At 50.4% G+C, this 25,922-nt stretch carries 23 protein-coding genes and 1 CRISPR repeat array; of the genes, 17 read left to right on the top strand and 6 right to left on the bottom strand.

The window, feature by feature from the left end:
* Positions 1 to 151 precede the first annotated feature (151 nt).
* From ACESLM_RS00435 to ACESLM_RS00405, 7 genes are all read left to right on the top strand, one after another.
* A complete protein-coding gene (locus tag ACESLM_RS00435; RefSeq protein WP_372628948.1) occupies positions 152 to 1,096 on the top strand; it encodes an ABC transporter permease in 945 nt (314 codons plus the stop codon).
* Positions 1,097 to 1,120: 24 nt separating this feature from the next.
* Positions 1,121 to 2,017: a carbohydrate ABC transporter permease gene (locus ACESLM_RS00430; protein ID WP_372628946.1), complete on the top strand. Its 897-nt coding sequence runs from the start codon at positions 1,121 to 1,123 to the stop codon at positions 2,015 to 2,017.
* 46 nt (positions 2,018 to 2,063) lie between these two features.
* On the top strand, positions 2,064 to 3,695 hold the full coding sequence (locus ACESLM_RS00425; protein WP_372628944.1) for an extracellular solute-binding protein: 1,632 nt from the start codon (positions 2,064 to 2,066) through the stop codon (positions 3,693 to 3,695).
* A gap of 110 nt (positions 3,696 to 3,805) precedes the next feature.
* On the top strand, positions 3,806 to 6,211 hold the full coding sequence (locus ACESLM_RS00420) for a hypothetical protein (protein ID WP_372628942.1): 2,406 nt from the start codon (positions 3,806 to 3,808) through the stop codon (positions 6,209 to 6,211).
* A 168-nt stretch (positions 6,212 to 6,379) separates the two neighbouring features.
* Positions 6,380 to 7,282 (top strand): alpha/beta hydrolase, encoded by a 903-nt coding sequence (locus ACESLM_RS00415; protein ID WP_372628940.1) that lies wholly within the window; start codon positions 6,380 to 6,382, stop codon positions 7,280 to 7,282.
* A gap of 718 nt (positions 7,283 to 8,000) precedes the next feature.
* Positions 8,001 to 8,786, top strand: coding sequence for a MerR family transcriptional regulator (locus tag ACESLM_RS00410; RefSeq protein ID WP_372628939.1), 786 nt, complete (start codon positions 8,001 to 8,003; stop codon positions 8,784 to 8,786).
* Positions 8,783 to 10,189, top strand: coding sequence for a serine hydrolase domain-containing protein (locus ACESLM_RS00405; RefSeq protein ID WP_372628938.1), 1,407 nt, complete (start codon positions 8,783 to 8,785; stop codon positions 10,187 to 10,189). The genes ACESLM_RS00410 and ACESLM_RS00405 overlap by 4 nt, the downstream gene beginning before the upstream one ends.
* Positions 10,190 to 10,375: 186 nt before the next feature.
* Here the strand turns inward: ACESLM_RS00405 and ACESLM_RS00400 are convergent, their stop codons facing one another.
* The 4 genes from ACESLM_RS00400 to ACESLM_RS00385 all read right to left on the bottom strand — a co-directional run bounded on the left by ACESLM_RS00400 (position 10,376) and on the right by ACESLM_RS00385 (position 12,196).
* The gene (locus ACESLM_RS00400; RefSeq protein ID WP_372628936.1) at positions 10,376 to 10,549 is read right to left on the bottom strand and encodes a helix-turn-helix transcriptional regulator; all 174 of its coding nucleotides are present in this window, start codon (positions 10,547 to 10,549) and stop codon (positions 10,376 to 10,378) included.
* A 28-nt stretch (positions 10,550 to 10,577) separates the two neighbouring features.
* Positions 10,578 to 11,009 carry a hypothetical protein gene (locus ACESLM_RS00395; protein WP_372628934.1) on the bottom strand — a complete coding sequence of 144 codons (432 nt, stop codon included), beginning with the start codon at positions 11,007 to 11,009 and terminating at the stop codon, positions 10,578 to 10,580.
* A gap of 156 nt (positions 11,010 to 11,165) precedes the next feature.
* Entirely contained in the window at positions 11,166 to 11,654 is a 489-nt protein-coding gene (locus ACESLM_RS00390) for a PH domain-containing protein (RefSeq protein ID WP_372628932.1), read from the bottom strand.
* Positions 11,651 to 12,196, bottom strand: a complete 546-nt coding sequence (locus ACESLM_RS00385) for a hypothetical protein (RefSeq protein ID WP_372629035.1) — start codon at positions 12,194 to 12,196, stop codon at positions 11,651 to 11,653. Before ACESLM_RS00385 ends, ACESLM_RS00390 begins: the two co-directional genes overlap by 4 nt.
* A 141-nt stretch (positions 12,197 to 12,337) precedes the next feature.
* Between ACESLM_RS00385 and ACESLM_RS00380 the strand changes: the two genes are divergently transcribed.
* The 3 genes from ACESLM_RS00380 (at position 12,338) to ACESLM_RS00370 (ending at position 14,627) form a co-directional block, all read left to right on the top strand.
* Positions 12,338 to 12,937, top strand: coding sequence for a TetR/AcrR family transcriptional regulator (locus tag ACESLM_RS00380; protein WP_372628930.1), 600 nt, complete (start codon positions 12,338 to 12,340; stop codon positions 12,935 to 12,937).
* A gap of 73 nt (positions 12,938 to 13,010) precedes the next feature.
* Entirely contained in the window at positions 13,011 to 14,399 is a 1,389-nt protein-coding gene (locus ACESLM_RS00375; RefSeq protein ID WP_372628928.1) for an SMI1/KNR4 family protein, read from the top strand.
* 39 nt (positions 14,400 to 14,438) lie between these two features.
* Positions 14,439 to 14,627 carry an Imm51 family immunity protein gene (locus ACESLM_RS00370; protein ID WP_372628926.1) on the top strand — a complete coding sequence of 63 codons (189 nt, stop codon included), beginning with the start codon at positions 14,439 to 14,441 and terminating at the stop codon, positions 14,625 to 14,627.
* A gap of 498 nt (positions 14,628 to 15,125) precedes the next feature.
* On the opposite strand, the gene ACESLM_RS00365 is transcribed toward ACESLM_RS00370, so the two are convergent.
* Entirely contained in the window at positions 15,126 to 15,758 is a 633-nt protein-coding gene (locus tag ACESLM_RS00365) for a flavin reductase family protein (RefSeq protein WP_372628924.1), read from the bottom strand.
* Between the two features lie 120 nt (positions 15,759 to 15,878).
* Here ACESLM_RS00365 and ACESLM_RS00360 point away from each other — a divergent pair, with 120 nt between their 5' ends.
* The 7 genes from ACESLM_RS00360 to ACESLM_RS00330 all read left to right on the top strand — a co-directional run bounded on the left by ACESLM_RS00360 (position 15,879) and on the right by ACESLM_RS00330 (position 25,026).
* Positions 15,879 to 16,610, top strand: coding sequence for an ArsR/SmtB family transcription factor (locus tag ACESLM_RS00360; RefSeq protein WP_372629034.1), 732 nt, complete (start codon positions 15,879 to 15,881; stop codon positions 16,608 to 16,610).
* Positions 16,611 to 17,117: 507 nt separating this feature from the next.
* Positions 17,118 to 17,486 carry a PD-(D/E)XK nuclease domain-containing protein gene (locus ACESLM_RS00355; RefSeq protein WP_372628922.1) on the top strand — a complete coding sequence of 123 codons (369 nt, stop codon included), beginning with the start codon at positions 17,118 to 17,120 and terminating at the stop codon, positions 17,484 to 17,486.
* Positions 17,487 to 17,685: 199 nt separating this feature from the next.
* Positions 17,686 to 18,254: a CRISPR direct-repeat array (repeat unit 32 nt; unit sequence GTTTCAATCCACGCTCCCGTACAGGGAGCGAC).
* Between the two features lie 619 nt (positions 18,255 to 18,873).
* Positions 18,874 to 21,102, top strand: a complete 2,229-nt coding sequence (cas3, locus tag ACESLM_RS00350) for a CRISPR-associated helicase Cas3' (protein ID WP_372628920.1) — start codon at positions 18,874 to 18,876, stop codon at positions 21,100 to 21,102.
* 4 nt (positions 21,103 to 21,106) lie between these two features.
* Entirely contained in the window at positions 21,107 to 21,796 is a 690-nt protein-coding gene (gene cas5c / locus ACESLM_RS00345; RefSeq protein ID WP_372628917.1) for a type I-C CRISPR-associated protein Cas5c, read from the top strand.
* The gene (gene cas8c, locus ACESLM_RS00340) at positions 21,793 to 23,607 is read left to right on the top strand and encodes a type I-C CRISPR-associated protein Cas8c/Csd1 (protein ID WP_372628915.1); all 1,815 of its coding nucleotides are present in this window, start codon (positions 21,793 to 21,795) and stop codon (positions 23,605 to 23,607) included. Before cas5c ends, cas8c begins: the two co-directional genes overlap by 4 nt.
* A 43-nt stretch (positions 23,608 to 23,650) precedes the next feature.
* Positions 23,651 to 24,508, top strand: coding sequence for a type I-C CRISPR-associated protein Cas7/Csd2 (gene cas7c, locus ACESLM_RS00335; protein WP_372628913.1), 858 nt, complete (start codon positions 23,651 to 23,653; stop codon positions 24,506 to 24,508).
* 215 nt (positions 24,509 to 24,723) lie between these two features.
* Entirely contained in the window at positions 24,724 to 25,026 is a 303-nt protein-coding gene (locus ACESLM_RS00330) for a hypothetical protein (RefSeq protein ID WP_372628911.1), read from the top strand.
* A gap of 251 nt (positions 25,027 to 25,277) precedes the next feature.
* Here ACESLM_RS00330 and ACESLM_RS00325 read toward each other — a convergent pair whose 3' ends face one another.
* On the bottom strand, positions 25,278 to 25,916 hold the full coding sequence (locus ACESLM_RS00325) for a DUF2812 domain-containing protein (protein WP_372628909.1): 639 nt from the start codon (positions 25,914 to 25,916) through the stop codon (positions 25,278 to 25,280).
* Between the last annotated feature and the right edge of the window lie 6 nt (positions 25,917 to 25,922).

Here is a 25,922-nt window from a genome sequence, read left to right as displayed (position 1 = left end):
TCGCATCCTCGCGAGCTTGCGGGGAGTGCGGGTTTCTTTTTTTCTTGATCGTTCGAGTGAAGTTCGTAAAAAACCGAAGCGTTTCTAAAATCTTTGATAATTCTTTCTTATCCGGCCGCTGGTATAGTGGAAAATAGGAGGAGGCGACAGGATGAACAAAACGGCATCGATGGAAAGAAAACGGATACATTCCGAGCGGATGCGCCTCGTCAAGCGGTATCGCGTGCTCCTGCTGATGATGATTCCGGCCATGGTTTATTACGCGGTTTTCCACTATGCCCCCATGTACGGCGTTCTGCTGGCGTTCAAGGACTACAAGCTGACGGAGGGCATCGTCGGCAGCCCGTGGGCCGGGTGGAAGCATTTCGAAGCCATTTTCTCGGACGGCTATTTCTACACCATTTTGAAAAACACGCTCATTATCAGTCTGTACAAACTGGTCTTCGGTTTTCCGATTCCGATTCTGTTCGCGCTGCTGATGAGCGAGATCGCGAGCGCCAAGTACAAGAAGCTGGTGCAGACCGTCTCGTACTTGCCGCATTTTATGTCCTGGGTCGTGCTCGGCGGTATTTTCTTCACCGTCTTCTCGCTGGAGGGCCCGGTCAACTCGATCGTCAAGCTGATGGGCGGAGATCCCGTTCTCTTCTTGGCGGACGACCGGTATTTCCGTTCCATTCTCGTCGCGACGAGCATTTACCAAGGCTTCGGATGGGGCTCGATCATTTACTTCGCGGCGATTACGAACATCGATCCGCAGCTGCACGAAGCGGCCATCATGGACGGGGCGGGCAGGTTCCAGAGAATGTTTCGCATATCGATTCCAATGCTGGCCCCGGTCATTGCGATCATGCTGATCCTGTCGATGTCCGGCATTCTGGACGCGGGCTTCGATCAAATTTTCAATATGTACAACGTCAAGGTTTACAGAGTGGCCGACATCATCGACACTTACGTGTACCGCAAAGGTCTGCTGGAGATGAACTACAGCTACGCGACGGCCGTCGGATTGTTCAAGTCGGCGGTGGCGCTCGTCCTGATCGTCGTAGTCAACCAGATCGTCAAGCGGCTTGGCGGCCGCGATCACGCGCTGTGGTAAGCCGGGAGAGGGAGGCAGAAGACGATGATCAACGTAAAAAAGTCGAGCGGAGACCGGGTGGTCGATGCGGTGCTGTATGCGGCAATGGCGGTCATAATGATAATTACGCTGTATCCGTTCTGGACGCAAGTCGTCATTTCTTTGGATGGGGCGGGGGTAGGCGGAACGGCCTATGCGTCAGGACTGGTTTTATGGCCGAAGGAGTTGACGCTAGCCAGCTATAAGTTAGCGTTCGATTTTGCGGAATTGTGGACGGGCTACGGCAACACGATTCTGAGAACGCTAATCGGCGTGCTGCTGTCCGTATTCTTCACCGCGCTGACCTCGTATCCGCTGGCCAAACGGGATTTGCCGTTTAACGGTGCATTCACCGGCATTATTTTGTTCACGATGCTGTTCGGAGGCGGGCTGATTCCGACTTACTTACTCATCAAAGAGCTGAACATGATCAATACGCTGTGGGTTCTTGTCATCCCCGGCATGATCGGCGCGTTTAACGTGCTCATTATGCGCAACTTTTTCCGCGGCATTCCCGAAGAGCTCGAAGAATCGGCTCGCGTCGACGGTGCAGGCTACGCGAGGATATTTTTCCAGATCGTCATTCCGCTCTCCAAACCCGTACTCGCCACCATCGCGCTATGGGTTGGGGTCGGCCATTGGAACGCCTGGTTCGACGCGATGATCTACGTGAGCGATCCGGATAAGCAAGTGCTGCAGGTCATTTTGCGGAAAATCGTCATTCAGAACGACATGTCCGACATCAACAACGTGATCAACAGCATCGGCAAAGCGACGGCTTTCTCGGGCAGGCAATTGCAGTCCACCGTCATTATGTTCTCGATTATCCCGATGCTGATCGTTTATCCGTTCATTCAGAAGTACTTCGTGAAAGGCGTCATGATCGGCGCTATTAAAGGGTAAAGCCCCTTTTAATAGATAACATCGATAAGGGAAGGGTTGGTTGCAGATGAAAAAGAAAGGTTGGCTGTCTCTCTCGCTGGCGATTGTCCTTACGGCAACGTTGCTGTCGGCGTGCGGCGGGAATAAGAACGGAGGCAATTCAAGTCCAAGCGCTTCTAACAGCGCTTCTCCCAGCGAAAGCGCGGCTTCGAGTTCAAGCGAAAGCCCTGCGCCGGAAGCTCCGATGAAGCTGACGTTCTGGGATCTCGACGGAACGGCCATGAAGAATTCCCCGGGGATCACGGCGTTACAGCAAAAACTGAACATCGAAGTCGACTACATCTCGACGACACGGGAAGCGATGAAAGAGAAATTAAACCTGATGCTGGCTTCGAACGATATTCCGGATTGGTGGAAGGAGCCGTCGTTCCCGGATTACGACAAGCTGCTGCAGCAGAGCGTGGCGGCGGAAATTCCGCAGGAGCTGATTGAGCAAAATATGCCGAAATATGTAGCCTGGCTGAAGCGGTACCTCGGCGACGATCCGTTCCAATACGTGCGGCGGGACGGCAAAATTTACGCCCTGCCGGTCATCTGGGACATCGGCATCGACGGCGTGCAGCTTGGGTTCCGCGAGGATTGGCTGAAGAAGGTCGGAATTACGAAAACGCCGGAAACGTTGGAAGAAATGGAAGAGGCGCTTACCAAATTCCGCAACGACGATCCGGACGGCAACAACAAGAAGGATACGTACGGCATCACCTCGTCCGGCGACAATATCGAGTCGATGATGAGTTCCGTCTTCGGCGCGTTCGACGCCTATCCGAACATTTTCCGCGAGAAGGACGGGAAGATCGTACGCGGAGAGATCGAGCCGGGCGCCAAGCAAGCTCTGGAAGTGCTTAATCGCTGGTACAAGAACGAACTGATCGATCCGGAATTCGTCGTCAACAAAGGCAATAACGTTGAAGACAAAGTGCTTGGCGGCAAAGTCGGCGCGATCGAGTATTATTGGTGGGCGTTCTTGCCGGGCAGCGCGTTCCTCGGCGGCGAGCAGTGGCTCGACAAGCTCAAGGCGCAAAATCCGGATTTCAACTTCGCGATTACGGGCGGAGTGAAAGGACCGGACGGCAAATGGGGCATCTCGCAATACAATCCGGCGTTCGCATCCGGAGTCATGTTCGGCAAGCAGCTGGAGCAGGATCAAGCGAAAATGATTCGCTACATGCAGGTGTTCGAGGCGACTCAGTTCGAGCCCGATTCCTACGCGGCGCTGAATTTCGGAATCGAAGGCACGCACTGGAAGCGGAGCGACAAGGGGACGGTAGAGTTCATTCCGCCTTACGACAACGAGGACGAGCGCAAGAAGGCGGGCATCGTCGCCTATTCCATGGCCGGATCGTTTAACGATTACGATTTTCAAACTTCATATACGTCGGACGAAAGCCTGCGCCAGCTGGCGAAGGATACCCGGGCTCAAGGTTCCCGCGAAATCGACATTCTCGCTCCGTTCAGCAAGCCGGTCTACAATGAAACGCAAGACAAGCTGAAGCAATTTACGCTGACGACCTTTATCGACTTCATTACGGGGCGCAAATCGCTGAACGAGTTCGACGGTTTCGTGGCCGAGTGGCGGAAAATGGGCGGAGACAAGGTGCTCGAAGAGGCTCAGCAAATCTATGATCAGTATTTGAAATAATCTTCGGTAACGTTCGCAGGAGGTTGTTGTCTCGTCAAACGGGCAATAGCCTCCTGAGTGCTGCCGCGTCTGCGGCGGTTCTTTGCCAGGAGCGAAAGGGAGGATCATCGATGATCAACAACATTCGGGCCGGACAGCTTGATCTGGCGATCGAAGAGCGGGGAGAGGTATGGCTGCGGACCGGCGGAAACGGCGATTCGGGCGGTCTGCCGCTGGCGGATCGGCCTTCTCCTCTGCTGCGGGTGCTGAAGGACGGGGAGTTGCTGTCGCCGTCCCGTTGCGAGTCCGGGGGCCGGACGGGGGAACTGACGCTGACGTACCCGAACGGGACGGCGGCGAAGATCGGCGTGCAGACCAAGGACGGTTACGCGGTGCTTGAGGTATTGTCCATCGAACAGGGCGAGCCGGATGCCATCCTTTGGGGGCCGTTCCGCACCAGCGTCGGCGGATCGATCGGCGAGTCGGTCGGCATCGTGCATGACGGCCGATTCGCGATCGGCTTGCAGGCGCTTAACGCGAAGACGGTCGGCGGCTGGCCGCTGGAGCTGGAGCGATTGGACGGGATGGCATCGTCTTACGCCGAGGGAGCGCCGGACCCGGACGGCCGCCAGCCGTCGGACAGCAAGTTCGAATATCCTGTATGCACCGCTTGGCCTACGACGGACGGCGGAAGCGTGCTGCAAGCCTATACGCGCGACCGGACGAAGCGGTCGATCCGCCAAGTGTGGAACGTGCCGTCGGCTGACGTGCGGCCCTTTGAGGGCGAGGACGCCGTTATTGCGGGCAGCCGCATCGCCTTGTTCGGCTGTCCGTTCGACCAGGTGCTCTCCACGATCGAACGAATCGAGCTGGGCGAGGATCTGCCCCACCCGACTATCGAAGGGCAGTGGGGAAAGACGTCTCCGGCGGCCAATCAATCCTACTTGATTACCGATTTCACGGAAGAGACGATCGGGGATGCGGTTCGGTACGCCAAGCTGGCCGGGCTCCGCTACGTCTATCATCCCGATCCCTTCGAGCAATGGGGCCACTTCAAGCTCAAGCGCGGCAGCTTTCCGAGCGGCGACGAAGGATTGAAGCTTTGTTCGGAGACGGCAAGGGCGGAGGGGATCTCGCTCGGCATCCATACGCTCAGTAATTTTACGACTTTAAATGATCCTTACGTCAGCCCGGTTCCGGACAAACGTCTGCAGCCGATCGGATCGGCCGAGCTTCTGGAGGAGGCGGGCGAACGGAACGACTGGTTGGTCATCGACGAACCGTGGCCGTTTACCGTTTCGCTGTATCGCAAGACGGCAAGAATCGGCAATGAGCTGGTCGAATACGAGACGGTATCGGAGACGGCGCCATGGCGGCTGCTCGGCGTGAAGCGCGGCATGCACGGCACGGCTGCATCTAAGCACGCCAAGGGGGAAAAGGTAGACCGGCTGTGGGATCATCCGTACGACGTCGTGTTTCCGGATTTGGAGCTGCAGGACGAATATGCCGATCGGCTGGCGGAGCTGATGAATAGGGCCGGCATTCGGCAGGTTTCATTCGACGGCCTGGAGGGGCTGTACGCAACGGGGCAAGACGATTACGGCGTCGTCAAGTTTGTCGAAAGGCAATACCGGCGATGGAAGCAGGAAGTGATCAACGACGCGAGCATAGCGGTGCCGAACTACCTCTGGCACATTGCGACCCGGTTCAATTGGGGCGAGCCTTGGGGGGCGGAGACGCGCGAGGGGCAGTTGGAATGGCGGCTCAGCAATCAGCGGTATTTCGAGCGCAACTTCATTCCGCGGATGCTCGGCTGGTTCCTCATCCGTTCGGCGTCCGACCGCTTCGAGTCGACGGCGCTGGACGAGATCGAGTGGGTGCTGTCCAAAGCGGCCGGCTTTGGAGCGGGCTTCGCGCTGGTGGCGGATGGCGTCGTCTTGAAGCGAAACGGCAACATCGAGCCGCTGCTGGCGGCGGTACGGGAGTGGGAGACGGCCCGGCGGCTCGGCGCGTTCAGCGCGGAGCAGCGGAAGCGGCTCGTCGATCCGAAGGGGGATTGGCATCTGGAGCCGGACGGGGTGCGGCGGTGGAAGCTGTATCCAGTGCAGGCGACGAAGCCGCTCGTCTGCAGCCCGGCCGAACAGCAGCCGGGACAGCCGGGCGGCTCGGACTGGGCGCTGTTCAACAAGTACAACGAGCAGCCGCTCCGCTTCACGATGCGCGTGCGCCCGTCTTATGGCAACGAAGACGCGGCAGTGCAGCGCCCGACCTTCTACACGGACGGCGTCTATATGACGTTCGATACGGAAGTGGCGGCGAATCAGTATCTGGAGTGCGACGGCACCCGCATCGGGCGCGTCTACGACGCGAACCGCAACCTGATTCGCGTCATCGAAGCCTCGGCTGAAGCGCCGACCGTCCGTCACGGCGGGCAAACGCTGTCGTTCAGCGCCAAGTTCGTCGGCGACCCGAAGCCTGACGTCGCCGTCAAAGTATGGCTTCGAGGCTCCCCGGAAACGGTCGCCGTCGATGAATGAATAGAATTTCCGAAGGTCGCGTACATCGCGGCCTTTTTTTTAATTTTGGGGTCGTTTTGAGAACAACATTTTGATCCCATTTCCCGTTTTCAAATTGATATTTTGGCAAAACTATGTTGGGCGTCCTTAAAACAAATACTCGTGACTCGCGCATAAGGGGGTAAATCGATGAACTATACGGAATTCGAGGGGCGGTCCAGCGACGGAACCCGAATGTTCGGCTGCTCATGGAAACCGATCGGCGAGCGCCAAGTCAAGGCGGCGATCGGAATTGTTCATGGGATGGGAGAGCATACCGGACTTTATATTCATGTGGCCCAAACGTTAACGGCCGCAGGTTATGCCGTTTTCGCTTTGGACCAGCGCGGGCACGGGCGTACAGGCGGCAAGCGCGGGGATATCCCTATTTACGATACGCTTCTCGAAGGCGTCGATTTCCTGCTCGCCGAAGTGGACCGGCGGTACCCAAACTTGCCGAGGTTCCTTTATGGACACAGCATGGGAGGGAACGTAACGATCAATTACTTGCTGAGGAGAAAGTCCAAGCTGGACGGAGCGATCGTAACGGGGCCGTGGCTCAAGCTGGCGTTCAAGAGGCTGCCGAATCGGTTGGCGGAGCGGATCGCGGAGCGAATGCGTCTCGGATCCCGTTCTTCGGCAGCCGAGCAAGCGATACTCGCTCCGGAAACGATCAGGGGCAACGCAAAGGACTCGTTGAGCCATACGAAGATTACCCTAAGATTTTTTATCAACGTGCAATGGGCCGGTTGGAGGGCGCTTGCCCAGGCGCGGGAATTGACCGTTCCGGTGCTTCTTCTCCACGGGAGCAACGACGAGGTTACCTCCATTAAAGGAAGCAGGCTATTTGCCGAACGCGCTTGCACTCTCTGTACCTTCCAAGAGTGGCCGGGCTGTCGGCACGAACTTCATAACGAACCGGGCCGGGACGATGTGCTCGCTTCCGTTCTCCAATGGTTAAATGAATCCGAATTACGCCAATCCCGCCAATCCCAAACGCTTCAGCAACAAATGCAGCATAAAATGAAAATGCATCGTAACCAGCCTCAATAATCGGACCTATTCGCAGGTTTGACGTTGCGGATAGATCTTAAAAGTAGCGGTTATTAAGGAAACAACGGTTCCATTGAAATCGCTTTTCGGAGAGAAAGTAGCGCTTCGTTAGCCCGCCTCAAAAGGATGGGATACCCCTTTTCATCTGTGTACGGTGATCATGGAATTTTCACGCGCTTAAGGTTTGGGGCGCAGCCCGAAGTCGATCTCTACATGGCTGCGAATAACGAGGTTTACCGGCAATTGGTCGATTATGGTTTCAATCCACGCTCCCGTACAGGGAGCGACCTCAGCAAAGAGGCGCGAAAGACGGGGGATGGTAAGTTTCAATCCACGCTCCCGTACAGGGAGCGACAGCGGGCCTTCTGAGCCCTTGCAGGGCAAGGGATTTGAGGTCCGAAAGTGCGAATCGTCAATTTCCACTCGAAAAATCGGCTTCAGAAACGACTCAAAACCCGAAAACCCTTGTGCAGCAAGAGGTGCGAATCCCCCAGGAAAATCATGTGAGCTTGGGGTTCGCACCGAATACGTTGAGTCTATCTCTATTATAAGCATTTTCTGGCATGCTTTGGAAGCCTACTCGGACTTAGCGGATTATTATGTGGTTTTTTACCGGCTTGTTTGAACTACGTACGACGAATGATCGATATCTCTATTTATTTGCTTGCACCTACAGTAACTGGAGGTTTTATAATGGGAGGCGAGAGGAGGAGAGGAAATGGACAAAGAAACCTATCCCATCGGCAAATTTGCTGAATTGAGCGGTATTCCGGTAAGAACGCTCCATCATTATGATGAGATGGGTTTGTTGCGCCCGCGTCGCCAGGCAAGCGGTCATCGGATCTATGGTACGGATGATCTGATTACCCTGCAGAAAATTATCGGTTTGAAATCGCTCGGCTTCTCTTTGGAGCGTATTCGTCAGTTCATCAACAATCCCAAGTCGGATATGAGTCTGGCGGAAACATTGGACATGCAGAAGCAGGCCCTGGAAGCTGCCCGCGCTAAGCTGGATAAGTCGCTGGATATACTCGAGAGAATGCGGGCTAACTTGCAGCATGAAGGGGAATTGGAACATGATATGATGTTTTTGCTCATTCGCAACATGTTAAGGGAGGACAAGCAACGCGAATGGGTTGCCGAACAGTTATCGGAACAAACGGCGATGGCTTTGTTCGATATTTCAAAGGATGCAAAAGTCGAACTGGATCGAGAACTGCTTGCCTTTGTCCAATCGGTCAAACGATTATCGATGGGAGCCTCAGACTCTGCCGAAGCTGAGGTGATGATCGATTTTTATGTCAAGCGAGTGCTGGGCTTTCTTGATGATGAGGCGATAGCCAACTTTGTCCATATTCCGAAGGAGCAGCATGAGCATTTGGAACAATTGGTAGATATGCCGTTTGATGATCGGGAGACGGCCTGGCTGGATGAGGCATTGGCTCACTATGCAAGCAAGTATGGACTGCATGGGATGGATCAGAAGGAGGGGGAGGTCTTATGAATTTGGCTCAAAATCGGACACAGCGGATAAAGGCGGAACTGGCGGCGTGGACGAAGGGGATCAGGAAGCAGGGAATATACAATGGAGTAGTGCTGGTTGCCGATCGTGATGAGGTATGGCTGCTTGAAGCAATCGGCTTGGCAACGGGACTGGACGGCGGCGTGAAGCGCCCGCTCACTGTCGACTCCATGTTTGAATTGGCATCGGTATCCAAGCCAATTACGGCGTTAGGCATTGTGCTTTTGAAGCAGAGGGGAGAACTGGACTGGGAGGACCCGGTAGCCAAATGGATGCCGGAACTGCCTTATCCGGGGATTTCGATACGTCACTTGCTGTGCCATACGTCCGGTTTGCCCGATTATATGGAATTGTTCGCTGAAGTGTGGGATCGCTCGCAATATGCCTGCAATGAGGATGTGCTGCGCATGCTGATCGAGCACAGACCCGAACCGTTGTTTGCGCCCGGCGATCAATGGCAGTACAGCAATACCGGATATATCCTGCTGGCGCTATTGATCGAACGGATCAGCGGCCAGTTGTACGGCGACTTTCTGGACGAATGCGTTTTTCGGCCGCAAGGCATGATGCGCACACGCGTATATAATCGCCGCATACAGCCTGAGGCAATGCCGGATGACTATGCGCTGGGATACGTTCATCGGCTGGATCATAACGGCTATGTGCTGCCGGATGAGGTGGACGATCTGGACTATGTCCGCTATCTGGACGGACTGCAGGGCGATGGAATGGTCAATAGTACGGCCGGCGACTTGCTGCGGCTTGATCGAGCTTTGTACGACGATGCATTTGTTCCTGCGCATGTTCGCGAAACGATGTTTGCACCGGTGCTGTTGAACGGTGGAGAAGCTTTTCATTACGGTTTCGGATGGCTGATCGAACAGGATGAGCGACTCGGCAAAGTTGTGTATCACAGCGGCGGCTGGCCGGGCTATGCGACGATGTTCAAGCGGTATGTGGACAAAGGGCTGACCTTAATCCTGCTGCAGAACGGGACACGCGATTACAGTTATAACCAGCAAATGATCGAGGGCATCGAACACATCTTGTGCGGCGGCGAATACCGATTGCCTGAGCCTTTGGTCGAGCGAGTGATTGTCTCGCTGACTTCGCAGCAGTGTCAGCCGCATGAGGGGTCATACCGCTTCGCCCATACGCAGGAAGAAGGGAGGACGATGGATGTGGAAGTGATCATGGAGCCGGGACGGCTGCGCATGACTCTCGGTAATGGCATGACGATGAACCTTCTGCCGCTTAGTCCCACCCGCTTCTACGAACAGCAGACGGCTACCGAGCTGGAATTTGCCGCCGAGTCAGCAGGGCAAAGCATGAAGTTGATCTGGCATAACGGTGAGGAGACGAGTGTGGCGGAGCGAGTCGTGTAGGTGCAGAGGCGTATTATCACCGCTCTTTCCGGCAGTTGCCTTCAAGGCGCCTGCCGGGAATAGGGGAGACGGGCAGTGCCCGACATTCCTTATCGACACCGGAGCAGCGCTTATTAAAAGCATCGGGCGGATGCTGGCACAGCTTTCTCTGACGGTACAATCCGCTATCGTTGGACGCTGAGGATCCTAGTTCAGAATAAACAATTCCTCAACCGGCAGTTGTAATGCTCGCGCCATTTTAATGGCTATTATGGTACTGGGTATGAACTTGCCATTCTCGATTGTGTTGATCGTTTTTCTGGTGACTCCGATCAATTCGGCCAACTGTTCTTGGGTCAAATTCATTTTGGCTCGCTGCACCTTTATCGTGTTCTTCAGTATATCTTCACTAATCGTCGATTACCTCATTTTTGTCAAAGCTTAAGTAGGCCGCCAGGGGGGAGACGACAGCAACCACGAGCAATAAATGAAGCGCGAGCCGGGCTTCAATAGTCGTATATAGGCTCAGTACGAATAAAACTCCAGCGGATGCCAAAATGCCCCAGAAACCGATTGTAAAGCTCTTCAGTCGAATCCATCTAAAATACTCGTTATTTAAGGGATTGGTCAGCGGGCGTCTTTTTACCATATGAAGCGATAAAATAACAATTCTAATGAGGTAAAACGCCCAGATACATAGGCCAATCAGTGAAAGTCCGGTTGTGAGAACGGTAACCCATTTTACGCTGTCCAAATGAAAAAAAGGGATTAGATAGAACAGTTGCCATATTGCAAAACCAATCAAATTTCCTTTTAAAAAGGTTCTTCTGCTTGTTTCCAATTGGGTGACTTCGGATGACGTATTGATCTCTCCCTTCTATAATGTAACCTATATTACTCATAATATAACCTTTTTGTTACAAAATCAACCTCGATTAGGCCAGGTCCGGGCGAATCTCGTCCCCCCGGGTCCCAGAAAGAGCCGTGATTCACAGAACTACGGAAGCGGGAACAGCAGCTCGCTTATAGTTTCCATGACCAGTTCAGGCTGATCGTGGATGACCATATGCCCGCTTGTTTCCGCTATGATCAGCTTGCTATCTGTCGAAATGTTCAGCATATTGCGCTGGCCTGCCTGCCATATAGCTTCGAGCTTGTGTCCGCCTTCTTCCGAGATGCCCACAGAATTATAGTCCGGCGCTACTCCGCGCGCAATAATCCGGACGGGCAAGTCGCCGAGCTTCTGTCCGCGAATTGCATCCTCCGTCGTGTAGGCTAGTCTTCCTTCCTCAGCCTTCGCTTCAAAATAGTTCGGGGTTGAGATTACATTAATGAAGACATCCCTGTCTTCTTGCGGAACCTGCCCTTCCAGCAGCCAATCCTGAAAAACACGCATGACACCGCTTTGCTTCAGCAGCTTCATCACGAATACCGGCGGATTGCCGGTAAAGTTCTCTTCCTCCAGAATGGATTTGGATATTCTCATAAGGTTCGTCCTTTTGCGGAAGGGTCAGGCGCTTTCTTGGGCCAAACGAAATAGGCGATGGCAATCAGCAGATCGATGCCTAAGATAAGCGACCATAATCGGATTGTGCCGTATAATGTTTCGGTTCGTTCCGGGTCCTGAACCAGGTAAATGAGTCCGTACAGGCAGCCAATTCCGATGACGTAAGCAAGCACATGTCTCAGCCAGCTCTTAAAATAGTGACGGGCATAGTCCAGACCATAGCGTTGGATCGGCTTTTCTCCCTGCTTGGCGATGTAGTATCGGAATCGTTCGTCCGCCCAGGCAATCATCGATTTGCCGAAAGCGATGGACACTCCGATATACACAGCCGCGATCCCATGCGCCAGGGTAGCGGAAGCGCCGCGGTACAGGTCGAATCCCGTAATGGCCAGCAAAATCAAATCAATTAGCGGAGTAAGCGCTAGAAAAAATAAACCCAATCTCTTTTGGTTCAGCAGGTAACGGGTAAATAGGCCAACTATAATGACAATCCAAAAAGCGACTTCGCAAGCGACAATCATTACGCCAATGAAATTCAATTGCGTCCCCTCCATTGCAATACAATCGTATTATTTAGATTGGAAAAGTATATCACCAGACTCCGAATAATACAATTGTATTATTTCGTTGTTTGCAGGCGACGCCTTTGTTACAATGAGGTTATGACTAAAATCGTAGATCACGACGAACGGAGATTGCTAATTGCCGGAGCTGCTTTACGTGTCATTAAAAGGATGGGCATGAAAGGAGCGACTGTAAGAAATATTGCCCAGGAGTCGGGGCTGTCGCTGGGGGCGCTGCGTCATTATTTTTCGACTCAGGATGAATTGCTTGACTTTTCGATGGATCTGGTGAAAGAGCGAGCTGCTGCCCGTATTTATGAACTTAGCCGTTTGGAAATACCGATCTTCCAGAAGGCTCTGAAAATATTGCTGGAGCTGCTGCCTACGGACAAGGACAAGCTGGCCGAGATGGAGGTGTGGTTCGCGTTCAACACCCACTATAGAAGCAGCGGCTCTTCCTACAATATTCTGAATGACGGCATACTGGCTCTTATCGAACGCATGCTCCGAAGCATGAAGGAATCCGGAGCGCTGCGTCCGGAACTGGACTGCGAGCTGGAGATCGAACGGTTGTACGCTTTAATAGACGGTATAGCTCTGCACGCATATCTGGATACAAAGCGGGTGGATTACGAACAAATCGTAAAGCTGGTTACCTATCACATGAGGTCGATCTGCACGGAAGAAGCTTTTTCCTGAAAGCAATACTAGATTGGAAGGAGCGGACACCAACCGACCTCTGCGCAGCATTGTTCGAGGAGGAAGTGAAATTATGTCAAAAGAATTGCTGGACAAGCTGCAAAGCTGGTATGAAGATGATCAGCATGACAAAATTGCCGAAACGATTGAACAACTGCCCGAGTCGGAGCTGGACTACGCAATCGTAAATCACTATGGCCGCGCGCTTAACAATTTGGGGCGATATAGCGAAGCGTTGCAGCAGTTGTTGTCGATTGAAGAGCAGGGAAGATGGGATCCAGCGTGGCACTGGCGCATCGGTTATGCTTATTTCTTGTTGCAGCAATGGGAAGAGGCTCTGTCGGCAATCGAGCAGGCAGAGAAACTAGGGTCTGACATTGAAACCGTTCAGGAGTTTATGGAGTATTGCCGCGATATAATGAAGAGGCAAGCCGAGGCGATTAAGGAGATTAATCGTGTACCCTTTCGGGAGCGCGACTTCAGTCAATTTTGGGAGCGGAGCGATTATGCTAACGAGAGCTACATAGAGGCACCGCCTACTGCAGAGATGATAGCTTCTATAGAAGAGGAGCTTGGGTACAAGCTTCCGGCGGATTATATTTGGCTGATGCAACAGCAGAACGGCGGCATCCCGGTAAATACTTGTTTTCCGACGGCTATCCCGACCTCCTGGGCGGAGGATCACATTGCGATTACCGGTATTATGGGGATCGGACGCGAGAAAACTTACAGTTTGTGCGGTGATTTGGGCAGCGGTTTTATGCTTGAAGAATGGGGCTACCCTGACATTGGAGTTGTCATCTGTGAATGTCCATCAGCAGGGCATGATGTAATTATGCTGGATTATCGCGCTTGCGGCCGGGACGGTGAGCCTGCCGTCGTACATGTGGATCAGGAGGCTGATTACCGGATCACCTACCTTGCTCCGAGCTTTGCGACTTTTATCGTAGGGTTGGTTAACGAAGAAGTATTCGACACTTCCGAGCAGGACAAGCTTGATGCGTTGGACAAGGTGAAGAATGCACAATTCTCTCCCTTATTGCATTCGTTATGTGAGAAAGCAGAAGGAATAAGTCAGATTGAAGCGGTCATACGCCATATTTGTACCCGGATCGTAGAGGATAAAGGTCATTTCTCTCTTCATGCGGACGAGCTATCCATGCTGATGTATGATATCCAGTTCTGGTTGTACACCCAAGCTTACCCGGAGGTGACGCGAGAGCAATATCTTGCGGACTATTCGGACATCATCGTCTTTGCAAAAGGTTTTAGCACCAGCGGGTACGCGCCCGGTTTTATTACGAGTTGGCTGGACGAACGGATCGAGCAAGGGGATATTGCTAACGACGGAGGCATATTAAGCCTTACGGGGGCTGCAACCGAGCGTTTGGTGGGTAAGCTGGCAGCTATTGAATCCGACTTGGATGATCAAGGAGCGAATTCGTTCGAAGAGGAGCTATAACCGTTCACTTGGTTCGAACATGACAGCGAGAATGTCTCGGTGATCTTGACAGCAGGAAGCTATAAGCAGGAACTGTTAGGGATTGTACGTTTCGACCCGGAGGCAGGCATATTCTGTGCGTATTCCGATCGGAAGGAAGATTTGCTTCGATTTGCTGCAGGATTCAAGCAGTCGTGTGAAAATGATGAGCTGATCCACGATTTATTTTCCAGGGCAATATTGGATTAAAGTAAGTACAGACAGAAGCACCGCTTCCTTTGTCGGGCGATTTGCAACAATCTCTGACGGAAAGAAGCGGTGATTTTCTTTTACAAGTTTCAATCCAACCTCCCGCGTGGGAGCGACCGACACAAACTGACAAAAGCATTACCTCAACGTTATTTCAATCCACGCTCCCGCACGGGGAGCGACTCCCCAGCCCGAAGCGCCGTATTGATGCCGAACCGATTTCAATCCACGCTCCCGCACGGGGAGCGACAGCGGGCCTTCTGAGCCCTTGCTGCGCAAGGGATTTGAGGTCCGAAAGTGCGAATCGTCAATTTCCACTTGAAAATCAGCTTCAAAAACGGCTCAAAAACCCGAAAACCCTTGTGCAGCAAGAGGTGCGAATCCCCCAGGAAAATCATGTGAGCTTGGGGTTCGCACTAAATTCGTTAAGTCTATCTCTATTATAAGCATTTTGGCATGTTGTGGAAGCATACTAGGACTTAGCGGATAATTATTTCACTATACTTCGGCGCGAAAATTGGTACCCAGACGATCTCCAAGGCCGAAGTAATGACGGAAGTTGTAAATAAGCGGATTCCAGCGAGAGGGGTCAATATGATCGCTACCCACCTTCTTCGTGATGTCCGGGAGGGCGTAGATTTGCAACGCTTCGGTTTCGACAATCGCAAACAACGGTGCATAGTCCGGGAACGAAATCTTCTTGACTGTGCATTCGATTTGCAGCGGGCATTCCGCGATTCTTTGAGGTTTGACGAAGAGCGAAGCATCTGGAGTAAGTCCGGCAACGGTGAATTTATCCGGCTCGTAACGGTAGCCCATTCTCGCTTTATCATCCGGCACCGGATATTTTCCCGTGAGCGATCCCAGCTTTTCAACCTTCCGCCACATGGAAGCACCGGGGATGTTGATGACCAGCTCAGGCGTTTGCTGCAGGTTGTCAAGGCCTTTTCCACCTAAACCCATTCCCAGCACCAAATAGCGTCCGAGCGCCCAAGATGAGGACAGGGGGCTGATGTTGGTCGTACCGTCTTCGTTCAGCGTCGTAACGAGGATGACGGGCATACCGTAGTATAAAATTTTGGGTTGAATGTTCAAATGACTTGATTCCGTAGGGGATGTTTTCAGGATCATTTTCTAGTACCTCCGATGGGTGTATATTTCGATAGGCTAATGCCCCTACATCATTGTAATTCATGGACGCTTCCATTATCATCGAAATGTGGAATGCAACTAAAGGAGGCTAAGATGAAGATGAAACGGAATGTATCGTCCATTGCTTCGTTGATAAGCGACCCGTCTCGGGCGGCCATTTTGATGCATCTTCTGGACGGTCGATGCCATCCAGCTGGGGACTTGGCTGCCGCCGCGGGGATTACCCCGCAAACGACCAGCTTCCATTTGACGAAGATGACCGAGATCGGGATGGTGACGGTCGAAAAGCATGGCCGGCACAGGTATTACCGGATAGCTCAAGCGAGCGATGCGGAAGCGATCGAGCAATTACTTTCGTTTGCCGGGCCAACGCCAGTCGTCTCGCTACGACAATCGGACCAAATGAAAAAGTTACGCCACGCACGGATGTGCTACGACCATTTGGCCGGGGAAGTAGCGGTACGAATTACGAAATCGCTGCTCGAAAGGGAGCATTTGTTGAAAGAGGGCTTGCAGCTTCACGTTACGGCATCCGGTGAACGTTTTTTTGAGGAGATCGGTTTAGATTTGCTCCAACTCCGCAAGAAGCGGCGGGCTTTCTCTCGCTGCTGTCTCGATTGGACGGAGCGCGAGTATCATTTAGCCGGCGCGCTCGGACAAGGATTAACCGAACGGATGTTAGAAATGGATTGGTTTCGACGGGAGGAGCGCAGCCGGGCCGTGCGAATCACGCAGATAGGGAAGCAAGGAATAGCGGAGCGATTTGGAATTCAACTGGATTGCGAGACGGCTGGTTCAGCGGTGATTCAACCCGAAGAGACACGGGAATAAGGCGAATAAAGGGCGATCTCGGATCAAAGAGTTGAACGTAGCACTCGACAATTACTCCCATTATTGGTTTGTGGTACTGCTTGGGGTATATTAATCGAAAGCCTTTATGAACAATATTCATCTTCGCAAGAGTGTCATGACCGGAATCTTTTGCGTAGCGAAAGCGGTGAAGTGCAGCAACTGGTTGCTGAGTTGTTGGAGCGTCGACCGATTGGACCGATCCGGCTGGATGATACGATCGTATACCGGGAATCGAACGATCGCCAGAGGCTGTCTGGTCTTTCTTGCTGTTGAGCGGATATTTGAAGCCATTGCAGGTGGAACGTAAAGAAGATGGCGAACCTGCACGGCCTACTGGATGTACCGAACCGGGAGCTGTATTATTTCTAACGAAAATTGTTGCGTACTTGGTTAACTGACACGACAGAAGGTCAAGAGCAACAACTGTTAGAGGCGCTGACTAGAGGGGATATCCCTTCTTTTCAAGCCAGATTCAGAGACGTTGTGTTGCGAACTTTCAGCTATAATGATGTGGGCAAGGATAAGTCGGAAGCTCTCTATCACGCGTTTGTGCTCGGGATGATGGTGCATTTGGGCGAAACGTATGAGGTGCGTTCGAACCGCGAAAGCGGCTATGGGAGATATGATGTAATGGTTATTCCCAGAGATAAGTCCAAAGGGCAAAAGGGGATTATCATCGAGTTTAAAAAGGCCGATCGGTACGAAGAAGAGTCGCTTGATGAAGCCGTTGTCTCGGCTCTTCGGCAGATTGAGACTAAGCAATACGATGCTGAACTGCGGGCAATGGGCATCTCGGACATCGTCAAGCTGGGCATTGCTTTCAAAGGCAAGCAAGTTAAGGTTCAGAGTGGGTAATGATTTATGAGAGATGGAATTTCAAAGAGCGGCCCTGAGGCGAAGAGGCTTAAGGACTGCTTTCTTATTTAGAGCGCACATGAATCCTCGTTGGTGCAGGGAGAGCGGCAATCCTAGCTTTAGGCTGGGGGAGTTAACCACGCCTCCCTTCCGTACAGGGAGCGACAAGCTTGGGTTCTCCTTGATATTAATCCCGAAGGTTTCAATCCACGCTCCCGTACAGGGAGCGACCACAAAGTCCGGCACGTTGAGAGTGTTCGACGGAGCGTTTCAATCCACGCTCCCGTACAGGGAGCGACTCGGCAACAAAGGCGGCGCGCCACCGGGCAATCAGTTTCAATCCACGCTCCCGTACAGGGAGCGACTGCGATGAAGGATGTGCCGCTAACCGGGACCGTGTTTCAATCCACGCTCCCGTACAGGGAGCGACGACGAAGTACTGCTAAAGCAGCTTGTGGCCTATCAGTTTCAATCCACGCTCCCGTTCAGGGAGCGACGGCTGCAAAGGAAAAATGCAATCGAACATCAAATGTTTCAATCCACGCTCCCGTACAGGGAGAGCGACAGTTGCGGTTTGTGATGTCGATAAGTATGTAATTGTTTCAATCCACGCTCCCGTACAGGGAGAGCGACGCCATACTCCATTCATTATCCTGAACAACAATATAGTTTCAATCCACGCTCCCGTACAGGGAGAGCGACCCGGGAGTAGACGGTCGAGCATGGCCGTCTTGTAGTTTCAATCCACGCTCCCGTACAGGGAGAGCGACAGCGCCCCATTTGAGACCTTGCAGGGTAAGGGATTTGGGGCTCAAAAGTGCGAATCGGCATTTTGGTGGGGAGGAAATAGGCTCAAAAATGCTCCGAAAACCCGAGAGCCCGTGTTCTGCAAGAGGTGCGAATCCCTCAGGAAAATCATGTGAGCTTGGGGTTCGCACCAAACCGAATATAACTACTACTCTATTATAATCTCAGATTGACTTAAACTCCCAGTATATACGATGTACCATTGAAAGACATAATGTTATAACCCATGATCCCCCATTAGGTGCAGAGGGAGATACGAAATAGTTCAGAATAAAGAGGAGGGGCCGAAGCCCCTGTAGGATGTACTTCACAAATACTATGTTTCAATCCACGCTCCTGCGTGAGGAGCGACCTGCGTCAATACTACTATTAAATCATTGAAAAAGAAAGGGTAACCGTAGTTCCATAATTTGATTTTTGATCCTAAAATGGAAAAAGTTATTGACTGCGAGTTATCATTGAGATAATCTGAGGATAGACATTAACTTAACATATACTATAAAAACAATTAAGACGCAATGATCTACCCTTCTCACACCCCAGATCAACAGACATCCTGATAACAAAGGAAGTGTCTGCAATGAAATATGCCCATTCCAAACGAGACCCACTAACGAAAAAGTTACTCCCCAAAGAACAATGGCATGGACTCGATCCTCATTCGGAAGGTACTGCGAATTTTGCAGGAAAATTCGCTGGCTGTTTTAGGTGTGGAATACTTGGAGAAATTCTCGGTTATGTGCATGATTACGGGAAGAACCTACTTGACTTCCAGCGTAGACTTGAAGGCTCAAAACTCAAGGTAGATCATAAAACAATGGGAGCTCTTGCAGTTTATCAGCACTATCCGCATCCATACGGTCTTATCTTGGCGTATGCAATTTATGGACATCATGGGGGACTACCCGATCATATCTCGCGTGGGGGTCATTCTGGCCTATTTGATGTATTATCCAAAAACGAATTTAAGATTATTGACAATATCCCTCCATTTTTTCCTGAACTAATTGAGCATACCATTCCTAAACGATCACCTACAGCGAATAGAGGTATGTCACGGTCATTGTGGATTCGCATGATATACTCTGCACTTGTTGATGCTGATTACTTGGATACTGAACGGTTTTTACATCCGGAGAAAGCGGCTGCCAGACAACGCTTTATGCGGTTGGAGCAGTTAAATGTGTTGTATCAAAAGAAGCTGGATGAACTTTTATCTTCATCATCTGATTCGTTAATGGCTCGAGCTCGAAGAAGAGTGCTGAAAAGTTGTCTGCGAAAAGCTCTCGGGCCGAAAGGCTTCTATATACTGCGTGCCCCTACTGGAAGCGGAAAGACCTACAGTTCTTTGACTTTCGCCTTGGAGCATGCCAGACATCACAATACCATTGAAAATTGTGTGAGGAGAATAATAGTCGCATTACCCTTCACGAGCTTGATAGAACAAACGGTTGGAGTATACCGAGAGGCGCTAGGTGAAGATAATCTGAATACGGTTCTGGAGTATCACAGCAATATCGTTATAGAACCAGGGAATGAAGACGAGTTGGAACCCCGATTGCTCGACAGCGAGAATTTTGATGCTGGGCTGATTGTTACCACCAATGTTCAATTATTCGAGAGTCTGTTTGCCTCTAAACCTTCGCGTGCTCGCAAGTTACACAGACTGGCAAACAGTGTCATTATCTTGGACGAAGCACAAGCTTTGCCTGAGCATCTTTTGTTGCCGACTTTGGCAGTGCTTCGCTGCTTAATTGCTGATTACGGGGTTACGGTTTTGTTTTGTACGGCGACTCAGCCTGCTTTCCAAGATTCTTGGTTGGATGGGATACAGCCTATCGAAATTATTGAGGAACCACGCCAACTGTATTCGGAACTGAAGAGAGTCAATACTACCTTCGTTGGCAGGAAGACAAATCTAGAATTAGCCGAGTTAATTATTTCCAATGGAAATCGAGTTTTGTGTATCGTCAACACTAGAAAACAGGCACAACATTTATTTAGCCTTCTTACGAAGTCAGAGCAACTCAAGAAGTCCAATGTCTATCATTTAAGTGCTTTAATGACCGCAGACGATCGAATAGAGATGTTGGAAAAGATCAAATCAAAGGCCAAAGAAGGTCCATGCTATGTCATCGCTACAAGTCTTGTTGAAGCGGGAGTAGATATTGATTTCCCTATCGTTATGCGGGAAATGACCGGAATAGAGAGTATCGCCCAAGCAGCCGGACGCTGCAACCGTGAGATGTTGGCTGAAAAAGGAATCATGTTCCTTTTCGAATCAGCCGATTACCCATCGTTACCTTATGCGTGGTATTCAGGAAGAGCCAAATTGGCCAAATTGATCCTAAGTCGCCATGCTGATCCTTTAACTCCAGAAGCGGTAGAAGAATATTTTCAGCGATTCTATTTTCAAGAAAAGAGTCAATTGGACAAGCATGGGATCTTGCGTAATCTGAATGGTGCCGCGGATGAGTATTCGTTTCAGTTCCGTGAGATTGCTGAGCAGTATCAATTTATTAAAGAAGATACCGTTTCCGTTGTGATTCCTCACAACGCAGCTTGCCGAGAGTTACTTCAACAGGCCAATGATTCCCGGTTTCCCGCTAGCTTCAGCCGTAAATTACAGCGTTACGCAATTTCTTTATACCCGAAAGAACTGGAATACTTACGCAAAAAAGAAAGATTAGGAATCATCGGTAACGTCATCTACTATCTGCAGGATTCAGAAGGAAGCTTCGAAGGGGATATTACCGATTTATACGGTGATAGATTAGGTTTGAAAGTCTATTTAGAAGAGGAGGGCTAATTCAATGGGATATGGTGTGTCACTGCATGTGAGTGGGGATTACGCTTTATTTTCAAGACCTGAGATGAAAGCGGAGCGGGTAAGTTATGACGTAATCACGCCATCGGCAGCTCGCGGAGTGTTAGAGGCCATATTTTGGCGACCAGCTATTCAATGGGTTGTTGATCGTATTACAGTCCTTAATCGAATTGAATTTGAATCGATTCGCCGTAACGAGGTAGGTTCTAAAATTCCCCCCAGGAATGTTACGGCTGCCATGGCGGGCTCTAAAATTGACTTGCACCAATATGTTACCGAAGATCGGCAGCAACGTGCTTCACTTATACTTCGCAATGTGGCTTACATCATCGATGCACATTTTGTCATCCTACCGGAGAAAGCGGGAGAGAGCGATACTCCGGAGAAATTCTATAACATGTTCTTGCGGAGGGCCAGACAAGGCCAGTGTTTCCATAACCCCTATTTGGGGTGCAGGGAATTCGCTGCCAAATTTAGGCTTGTAGAAGCGGAAGAGAAACGGCCAATCAGCTACTATGCTAATGACGATGACTACGATCTTAGTTGGATGTTGTGGAACATTGAATATGAACAAAAAGAGGTGAAGAATAGAATTTTGTATTCGTTTAGTCCTCGTTTTTTCCATGCCCGGATGAAAAACGGCATAATAGATGTCCCTAGCGAGGTGAGCGTATGATTTTGCAGGCATTATGCGGATTTTACGATCGCATGGTGGAGGAACAACCGGAAAGTATAGCGCCTTTCGGGTTTGCCATTACTCCAGTGTCCAAGTGTATTGTACTGGATATCGAGGGAAATATCGTACAAGTTCTGGATCGCGTTCAATTTCAAGAATATTTCGAAAAGAAGAATGTGAAAAAAGTTAAAGCCGTTCCGCAGCGGCTTCTCACTCCGCAACAGCCTAAGAGATCGGGTAAACGGCCTGAACCGGCTTTTCTGTGCGAGAACGCTAACTTCTTATTTGGAATCTATGGTGATTCGGACGGAGCAAACTACAGGTTTGAGGCAAGCAGGGATCTTCACGAACAGGTCCTAGGTGGAGTAGAAGACGAAGGGGCGGTGGCTGTCCTTTCATTTTTCTCCAAGCGAAAGAAAGGATCGTTGGACTACGGTGACATAGATACCTCAGGTTTAGAGGATGGGGGGAATATTGTTTTTCAACTGGAAGACGATATGTGGAACTATGTTCATGAGAGACCCGCTATAAGGGAAGCTTGGACGAATTATTTGAATAGCCGTTTCGAGGAAGCCGGCATAGGCCAGTGTCTTGTGACAGGGGAAGTCGGCCCAATAGCACGCATACATGGCAATTTGGACGGATTCGGCCAAGATAAGCCTACGCTCGTTGGATTCAATAAGGATAGCTTTGTTTCATATCGCAAGGAGCAGGGAGAAAATGCTCCGATATCGGAGTCCGCTGCTTTTAAGTATGTTACGGCACTGAATCTGCTTATAAACGATAAAAATCATAGTCTCAACATCCATGATGAGAAAATGATATTTTGGGCAGAAAAGAAAGCGGATTTGGAAGAGCAGATTGTCGATTCAATGCTTAATGGAGAAGCGGGCAATTGGAAGTTGGACGAGTTCTCACGGCGCAAACTTTCCGGACTGATGGATCATCTTTACAACGGTACTTCTCCAGAACAGTTAGATCTCAATGCCAACGTTAGATTTTTTGTACTAGGATTATCCTCTAACAAGACAAGAGCTGTAATTCGTTATTTCTATATCAACACATTTGAAGAATTCTTGGAAAAGATACGGAGACACCAGTCTGATATTTATGTGAAAGGAGCACCTTGGGAACCTGAACATCCCTCTTTCTCGCAGATATTACTGGAGACGGCTCTTCGCAGAGAAAGTAAGAACATTCCTCCACCGCATCAATCATCTCTTATTCGTAGTGTGATGACAGGAGTTCCGTATCCCAATAGTCTCTACATGGCCATGCTCGGAAGAATAAGAGCAGAAGCATCTGATGATGCCGGGAAAGCAATCAATCGCATTCGAATCGGCGTTATCAAGGGCTACCTTAATCGATCGGCACGGCAAATGAAGCAGGAAGAAAGGATGAGTGAAGTGCTAGATTCAAACGAGAAAGCCATTCCGTATCGATTAGGCAGATTGTTAGCAATCTTGAACAAGGCGCAATTAGAGGCTCTGGAAAAGGTGAATGCGTCTGTTGTAGACAAGTATATGAACGCCGCATTAGCAAGTCCCCAACAAGTTTTTCCAACGCTGCTGACCAATTCTCAACCTCATTTTTCGAAAATAAACAAAAATCATAAGGGAAGGTACATCTACCTATACAACTTACTCTTGGAGGTGCTTGGGGAAATTCCAACGAGTGGATTTCCTAAGACGTTAAATGCCGAGGGACAAGGCCAGTTTTTAGTGGGATTTTTTCATCAAGAACAGGACTTCTATAAAGGGAAGAATAAGGAACAATCGGGAGAAGACAATGATTCGGTAGTCGAGGTTTAATCGAAACGTCATCAGAATTTATAATTTTAGGAGGCTGAAGAAGATGGGAGAAGTATTGAAGAACAGGTATGAATTTGTGCTGTACTTTGACGTCGAGAATGGTAATCCCAATGGGGATCCGGATGCCGGCAATATGCCGCGTATAGATCCGCAGACAGGGTATGGTCTTGTTAGTGATGTAAGCATTAAGCGCAAAGTTCGTAATTACGTTCAATTCTCTAAAGAAGGTCAAGACGGTTTCGATATTTACGTTAGTGAAGGTGCGGTATTAAATAACAAACAGAAAGAGGCGTATGAAGCTAATGATCTGAAAACGAAAGATAATAAGGATGATAAGCTGACAGCTCAGGCTTATATGTGCCGGCGATTTTTTGATGTAAGAGCATTTGGAGCCGTTATGGATACTGGCGATTTTAAATGCGGGCAAGTTCGGGGACCGATTCAGCTTTGCTTCTCCAGAAGTGAAGATGTAATCCTTCAACAGGAAGTGACCATTACGCGTATGGCCTCCACTACGGAGAAGGAAAATGCCTCTGAAAACCGCACGATGGGGAGAAAATATCTGGTTCCCTATGGCCTATATAGATTGGAAGGATTCGTTTCGGCTAAATTTGCCCAGAAAACAGGCTTTACTCAAGAGGATCTCGATCTCTTCTTCGAATCGCTTAAGCTGATGTTTGATCAGGACCGTTCTGCCTCTCGAGGTAAAATGTCAGCACGTAAGTTGTATGTGTTCAAACATGAATCCGAGTTGGGGAATGCTCCGGCTGCGGCACTGTTCGAACTGATTGAGGCAAAGTTAATTAATCCGAGTGAGCCTCCCAGAGCATTTAAACACTATGAACTTACGGTTGACCAAAATTCTGTTCCCGAAGGTGTCCAATTGATTGAGATGTTATAGTAGGGCAAGCTAATAGAGCAACCAGGTATACGGCTTTAATTTAGTTTCTGTCTATTGAAGAAAAGACTCTGCTGGGGTCTTTTTTTCAATATGTTTCTGGAAAATACGCACAATAATTCGCCAAATATAATGGGTCGTTTTGACGATTATGAATTAGCTATGATGGAAGAACGCTACGAGGTGAAGGCGGAGAATTGCGAGAAGGAGGAAAGGCATTGGAGTGGCCGTCATGGTTCCAAAGCGCGATCCAGGAGAGACTTGACGAAGTAACCGCCCGAATTCAGTTCGATCCGAGTGTGAGCCGGCATCGCGTCGAAGAGAAGCAAGCTTTCGAGGCACTATTTTCCCGTATGGATATAATGCCCGAGTTTGCGGAGTGGGAGGACAAGCATCATTACCGGCAGGCCTTGGAGAATGAACGCTTATACCTGCAGGGAATGCGCGATGGGGCGAGGCTGGTTATGGCGTTGCTGTCCGATTTGCATGTGTCTGATAACGTACGAGATTCGGAAAAATAAAGCTAGTGATCGCCTCCTTGCCCATAATGAAAAACACCGCCCCGTTAATCAGCGATTGTTAAGCAATCGCAGACTTTCGGAAGAGGTGCTTTTTGATTTAAGCTAGCCAGTGCTCACTCCAACCTAGTCGAAGGAGTCGCAGTTTCGCCCAGAGCGACTTTTTTTGTCGGGATACCGAATCTGATCACCGGTTGAATGGCCGGAAGCAATTGTTCCGTAATAAGCTTCCAAGGGGGCCAATCGCCACCCGTTTAATGCAACTGTTTATTGTCGATTCCCTTATCGAGTTTTTCGCAGATCAGGGCCCATGCAGCGTAAAACGCAAACAGCAGGACATAACCGATCAGAAGGACATAAAGACCGATGCGCAACGATGCGAACGGAAGCTCGAAAAAGAAGGCTTGCCAGAACGCTCCTCCGGTTTTTTCCCAGATTCCCGGCGTTAGAAAGGCTCGGCTGGGCTGAACAAGAATCGAGATATCATAGAGACTATTGGACATGCTGCTAAGGATCATGAAGACAAAGATAAGTAGGGCTTTTAACAAGCTATGCCAAGCCTTCTTGGTGTAACGGGAATGCGAGGACTCTTTGTCGGAAAAGATGGATAGCTCTTCGCCTTGCTGGGGAGGAGCGGTAAAATACTGCTCGCCGGAACGTATACTTCCCGCAGTGTGCGTCCATCCTGCATCCGAGAACAAGCTCAGGTAGCTATTGTAATCGGCCCTGGTTTTGAAAGTTCGGTAATCGACGCTATACACGAGCCGCTGAGGGGAGTGCTTGCGGAAGGTATAAAACAACCCTTTCTTAACCAGTCTCCATCCTGTCTCCGCCTGCTCGCTCAGCCACTTTTCTTCCGCTTGGTAGCTCCTAAACAGTTTAAACCTTTTCATTGAAAT

The organism is Cohnella sp., assembly GCF_041641335.1.
In the GTDB taxonomy this organism is placed as follows: Bacteria; Bacillota; Bacilli; order Paenibacillales; family Paenibacillaceae; genus Cohnella.
Note: the sequence above shows the minus strand (reverse complement) of the source record. Positions and strands in the feature narration are given on the sequence as shown.